Here is a 5,055-nt window from a genome sequence, read left to right on the forward strand (position 1 = left end):
TTGACGAGTACATTCTTTGTAGAGACGGCGATTTATCGCGTCTCTCTAACGTGTCGGTCTTTTAGACGCGATAAATCTACATGAGGGGTTTCTGGCTTATCCCAAGCGTATTCGGATAAAACTGGTAACTTGTGTATACACCATAGTATCAAGGGGAGGGGTTGGGGGTGGAGTGTTAGGGAATTTTGCAAGAGGTGTACTATATAAGCCGTCGAATTCACGTTGAAATAAATTAAAAGATTCCTAAGAAAATGCGATGTCTACGACGGGCTAGAGGCCAACACACTACTTTAGTATAAAAATCACAGGTGTTTGCATAATCCGCGGTAGACATCGCATTTTCAAAATAAATAAAATTTAGTTAAAGCTTACTTACTTATTGGCTCCTCCCTTATGCATTCAAATACGTCAAGCGTATTGTTCAAGCCTAGCTAAACTAGCAACTGTAGAAGCTAATTCGTCTAAGTCTATCGGTTTACAACGGTATATATCATAACCTGCTGATATTGCAAGATTACGGTCTTCGTCGAAAGCTGATGCCGTCAGAGCAATAGCTGGAATCTTTCTCCCTCGGTTTGCTTCCAATTTTCTGATCTTTGTGAGCAGTGAGCAGCCATTTTCATCTGGTAAATAAATGTCACTAATCAGGATGTCCGGTTTAAACAATGACATTATTTCTAGAGCATCACCTGCCGAAGCCGCTGTGATAATTTCTGCTCCGTCCATTTCAAACAGGAAAGTAAGTAACGTTCTTGTATCAGGGTCGTCATCAACAACGAGCAATCGCAGACCTTTAAAAGACATCGATTGATTAGACATTATTCTCACCGCCGCCTAGCTCTAACACTTAGAGTAGCAATTGCATCAAAAGGCACGTATTTGTAAATGCCATTTGATGCGTACTTTCCGGTTGCGGACATAGGAAGGTAAAATTATCCACTAGCGATGTCTACGACGGGCTATGCCTACGCGCTTTGGCTAATTCCCCAGCAACCGAGCAAATTCTTTTTGGATGACTTGATAACATTCACAGGAAGTTGCTTCTAAATCTTCTCGGTTCAAGATGTTAATTTGACCACGCTGATAGCGAATCATTCCGGCTCGGCTCAGGGCGCTAGCCGCTACTGTCACACCAGAGCGCCGTACACCTAGCATCTGAGCAATAAATTCTTGCGTCAACGGAAATTCTTCTGATTCCAAACGGTCAGATACTGTGAGAAGCCAACGAGCTAGTCGTTCTTCTAGTGTATGAAGACGGTTGCAGGCACATGATTGTGTAAGTTCGGTATATATAGCTCGTAGATAGCGTAGCAGCAGGTTTTTAATAGCCCCGCCCCGATTGAACTCGGTTCTCAAAACATCTGCATCCATTTGCATTCCAGCACCCGCAACTTGGACAAACGCTTTTGTGGTTGTTGTCTTGCCTCCTAAAATTACTGGGATACCCACCATGCCTTCATTACTCACTATCCCAACTTCCACTGTCGATCCATCTTTCATACTAGTGACTATAGAAATCACTGCGTTTTGGGGAAAATAGACGTGTGTGATGGGTTCTCCAGGTTCGTAAAGGACTTGCCGAGTGGAAAGCGGAACTAACTTCAGGTGCGGGACAAGGCGCTCATAATCACTGTCTGGCAAAGCTGCGAGTAACTTATTTACTTGCGGCTTAAGAGTTTTGTCGCTCACTAAAACATTAAAAAAGAAATTTGATCATAATATTCTAAATTAAGTTACTTTTGCTAGTCGGTTCGGTTTCGCACACATAACTCAAAAAAATTTTCTGGCTCGGTTACTGGGCAAAAAGCCCAGTAACCGAGCAAATTCGTTTTGGATGACTTGATGACACTCGCAGGAAGTTGCTTCCAAATTCTCTCGGTTCAGGATGCTAATATGACCACGTTGGTAGCTGATCATTCCGGCTCGGCTGAGGGTGCTAGCCGCTACTGTCACACCGGAACGACGTACACCTAGCATCTGGGAGATAAATTCGTGCGTAAGTGGAAAATCTTCTGATTCGAGACGGTCAGAAACTGTGAGTAGCCAGCGAGCCAGCCGTTCTTCTAGTGTATGGAGACGGTTGCAAGCAGCTCCTTGCGCCAGTTCAGAGTATACAGCTTGTACGTAGCGCAGCAGCAGGCTTTGAATAGCTCCGCTCCGATTGAACTCGGCTTTCAGTACATCTGCATTCATTTGCATAGCAGCGCCCGAAATCTGCACAAAGGATGTTGTTATTGTGGTGTTGTCTCCTAAGATTACCGGGATACCCACCATACCTTCATTGCTTACTATCCCAACTTCTGCCGTTGAGCCATCTTCCATAGTAGTAACTATAGAAACCACTGCCTTATCAGGAAAATAGACATGTGTAATGGGTTCGCCTGCTTCGTAAAGGATTTTCTGTAATGGGAGCGGAACTAGCTTTAGATGGGGGACAAGACGTTCATAATCACTCGCTGGCAGCTTTGCCAGTAGCTTATTTGGTGGTTGCTGAAAAAGGCTTTTATCTAATGACATTAGAAGTCACTCTCCTTAAGGTAGGTGACTTTAGAAAAGCCAACTCAGGGCACAAGGAAAGGATTTAAGCTTCTGATCCTAATGTCGAAAGGTGTATTCGCTAAAGAAACACGGGGAAAATCTCAAAAATCTTAAATGAACACACTTGCTAGAGTCTGTACGGTTTCGTACATAGCAGTTTGAAAAAAATTATTTTCGCCGTTTATTGGGCTTTGCCCAATAAACGGACATATTCATCTTCTATAATCTGATAACATTCGCAGGAGGTTTTTTCTAAAGCCTCTCGATTTAGGATGTTAATTTGACCACGGTGGTAAGTGATGATTCCGGCTGCGCTCAGGATATTAGCTGCTTCGGTGACACCAGCGCGACGTACACCCAGCATCTGTGAGATAAATTCTTGCGTAAGTGGAAATTCTTCTGATTCCAGACGGTCAGAAACTGTTAGCAGCCACCGAGCCAGTCGCCTCTCTAGCTTATGAAGACGGTTGCAGGCAGTTCCTTGTGCTATTTGAGTGTATACACCTTGCACGTAGCGCAGCAACACGCTCTGAAGGGCTGTACCCCGATTGAACTCGCTTCTGAGTATATCCGCATCCATTTGCATAGCACTGTCTGGAACCTGCACTAATGCTGTTGTGGTTGTGATGTTGTCTCCTAAAATTACTGGGATACCCACCATGCCTTCATTGCTTATTAAACCAGCTTCTACAGTCGAGCCATCTTCCATAGTGGTGATTATAGAAACGACTGCTTTATTAGGAAAATAAACCTGTGTGATCGGTTCGCCTGCTTCGTGAAGTATTTGCCGATTTGAGAGCGTAACTAGCTTCAGATGGGGAACAAGACGCTCATAATCACTCGCTGGCAAAGCTGCCAGCAAATGATTTGCTGGTTGCTCAAGGGCATTTTTGTTTAATGACATTGGGATTCTCCTAAATATAGCCGTCTCTAGAAAAGGCAACTCGCGGCATAAGGAGAAAACTAATAATTTGAATCCTATATGTCAAAAGGTGTAATTCCTAAAAATATTTTAATAAAAGATTAGCTTTTCATATTTATATATAATATAACATAATTAAATTAGTGATTTACAGTAGTAAATAAATCCTGATTTAAATCAATAAATCTGGTATAGCCTGCTAAAGCATCTATCATCTATCTAAAGGTTGAGAGCAAAATAATACAAACTACATAGCAAAATAGCCCGCCTCAGAATGAATTCTGAGTCTAATAGCGAAAGTTGTCTAAAGACGACTGAGGAAAGGTTATAGTCCGTTTTAACGAGCCTACTGATAGACATTCCCATTGGGAGCATTGGAACGAATTACGACTTTACCGAAGTGAGCCGCACTTTTGAGGTAATGATAAGCTTCTCGTGATTCGGTGAAGGGGAAAACTCGATCAATAATTGGTTTGATTTGATGCTCTTGCATGGTCTGATTCATCGCCTCAAACATTTCTCGGCTGCCAACATAAATTCCCTGAACTGTTAAACTTTTAAAAAGTATTGGCATGGGGTCAATTTGACTTCCTCTACCTGATAATACGCCAATCAAGCTAATACGTCCTCCAATGCGGACTGCTTGTAGTGATTTTGGCAGAGTACCTGCACCGCCTACCTCAACTACATGATCTACACCTGTGCGATTAGTCAATTGGTAAACTTGCTTTTCCCAATCTGGTGTTGTTTTGTAGTTGATTGTTTTGTCAGCACCAAGCTGTTTCGTTCGTGCCAATTTCTCATCATTGCTGGAAGTAATAATCACTCTAGCACCGTGTATCTTGGCGAACTGGAGAGCAAAAATCGAAACACCTCCAGTACCGAGTAATAAAATACTATCACCTGCGCGAATATTACCTTTTGTCACCAGTCCATGCCAAGCTGTGACTGCTGCACAGGGTAAGGTTGCGCCTTCAATGTATGATAGATGGTCAGGTAATATTACTAAACCATCTTGGTGTAATAGGACATACTCAGCTAGCATTCCATTGATACCGCCTCCTAAATCGGATTTCATTTTCTCTTTGGTTAAAGAGCCATAAATCCAGTCTTGGAAGAAAATACCTGCGACGCGATCGCCTATTTTAACCCGTGTTACACCTTCCCCCACCGCCACGACTTCCCCCGCACCGTCAGACAGAGGAATTAAGGGATATTTTTGTCCAGAACCGTAAGATCCTTCAATGACAAGCAGATCGCGGTAATTAAGGGATGTTGCTTTGACTTGAATGAGAACTTGTCCCGCAGTTGGTTTTGGTTCAGGGCGATCGACTAATGCGAGGGCATCAATCCCGGCGTTGCTTTGAATTTCGTAAGCTTTCATTGGCGGACTTATTTTGCCAAAGATTATATACAGGGCTATTTCATTCTCATCTAGTGGTTTATCGCAAAAGTTTTGAGAGGTTAGTGGTGTTCAGATACCCGACTTCTTGAAGAAGTCGGGGATCTAGCAGCCCCGCAAAATTAATGGGACAGGGCACTAGCCCGCCTCAGAATAAATTCTGAGGCTAATAGCAAAAGTCGTCTAAAGACGA

5 protein-coding genes are annotated in these 5,055 nt (G+C 43.1%); all 5 read right to left on the reverse strand.

Annotation, left to right across the window (positions count from 1 at the left end):
- Positions 1–408: 408 nt before the first annotated feature.
- The 5 genes from VB740_RS17095 to VB740_RS17115 all read right to left on the reverse strand — a co-directional run bounded on the left by VB740_RS17095 (position 409) and on the right by VB740_RS17115 (position 4,844).
- On the reverse strand, positions 409–819 hold the full coding sequence (locus tag VB740_RS17095) for a response regulator (RefSeq protein WP_323201164.1): 411 nt from the start codon (positions 817–819) through the stop codon (positions 409–411).
- A 159-nt stretch (positions 820–978) separates the two neighbouring features.
- Positions 979–1,689: a Crp/Fnr family transcriptional regulator gene (locus VB740_RS17100; protein ID WP_323201160.1), complete on the reverse strand. Its 711-nt coding sequence runs from the start codon at positions 1,687–1,689 to the stop codon at positions 979–981.
- A gap of 81 nt (positions 1,690–1,770) precedes the next feature.
- Positions 1,771–2,517 carry a Crp/Fnr family transcriptional regulator gene (locus tag VB740_RS17105; protein ID WP_323201161.1) on the reverse strand — a complete coding sequence of 249 codons (747 nt, stop codon included), beginning with the start codon at positions 2,515–2,517 and terminating at the stop codon, positions 1,771–1,773.
- Between the two features lie 202 nt (positions 2,518–2,719).
- Positions 2,720–3,442 (reverse strand): Crp/Fnr family transcriptional regulator, encoded by a 723-nt coding sequence (locus VB740_RS17110; RefSeq protein ID WP_323201162.1) that lies wholly within the window; start codon positions 3,440–3,442, stop codon positions 2,720–2,722.
- A gap of 364 nt (positions 3,443–3,806) precedes the next feature.
- Complete coding sequence (locus VB740_RS17115; protein ID WP_323201163.1) at positions 3,807–4,844, reverse strand: NAD(P)-dependent alcohol dehydrogenase; 1,038 nt, start codon at positions 4,842–4,844, stop codon at positions 3,807–3,809.
- Positions 4,845–5,055 lie beyond the last annotated feature (211 nt).

Source organism: Nostoc sp. UHCC 0251 (assembly GCF_034932245.1).
Taxonomy (GTDB): Bacteria; Cyanobacteriota; Cyanobacteriia; order Cyanobacteriales; family Nostocaceae; genus Nostoc.

Excerpts from the sequence above, each read along its gene's own strand:
- VB740_RS17110 (WP_323201162.1), bottom strand. The coding sequence starts at position 3,442 with ATGTCATTAAACAAAAATGCCCTTGAGCAACCAGCAAATCATTTGCTG.
- VB740_RS17095 (WP_323201164.1), bottom strand. The coding sequence starts at position 819 with ATGTCTAATCAATCGATGTCTTTTAAAGGTCTGCGATTGCTCGTTGTT.
- VB740_RS17105 (WP_323201161.1), bottom strand. The coding sequence starts at position 2,517 with ATGTCATTAGATAAAAGCCTTTTTCAGCAACCACCAAATAAGCTACTG.
- VB740_RS17115 (WP_323201163.1), bottom strand. The coding sequence starts at position 4,844 with ATGAAAGCTTACGAAATTCAAAGCAACGCCGGGATTGATGCCCTCGCA.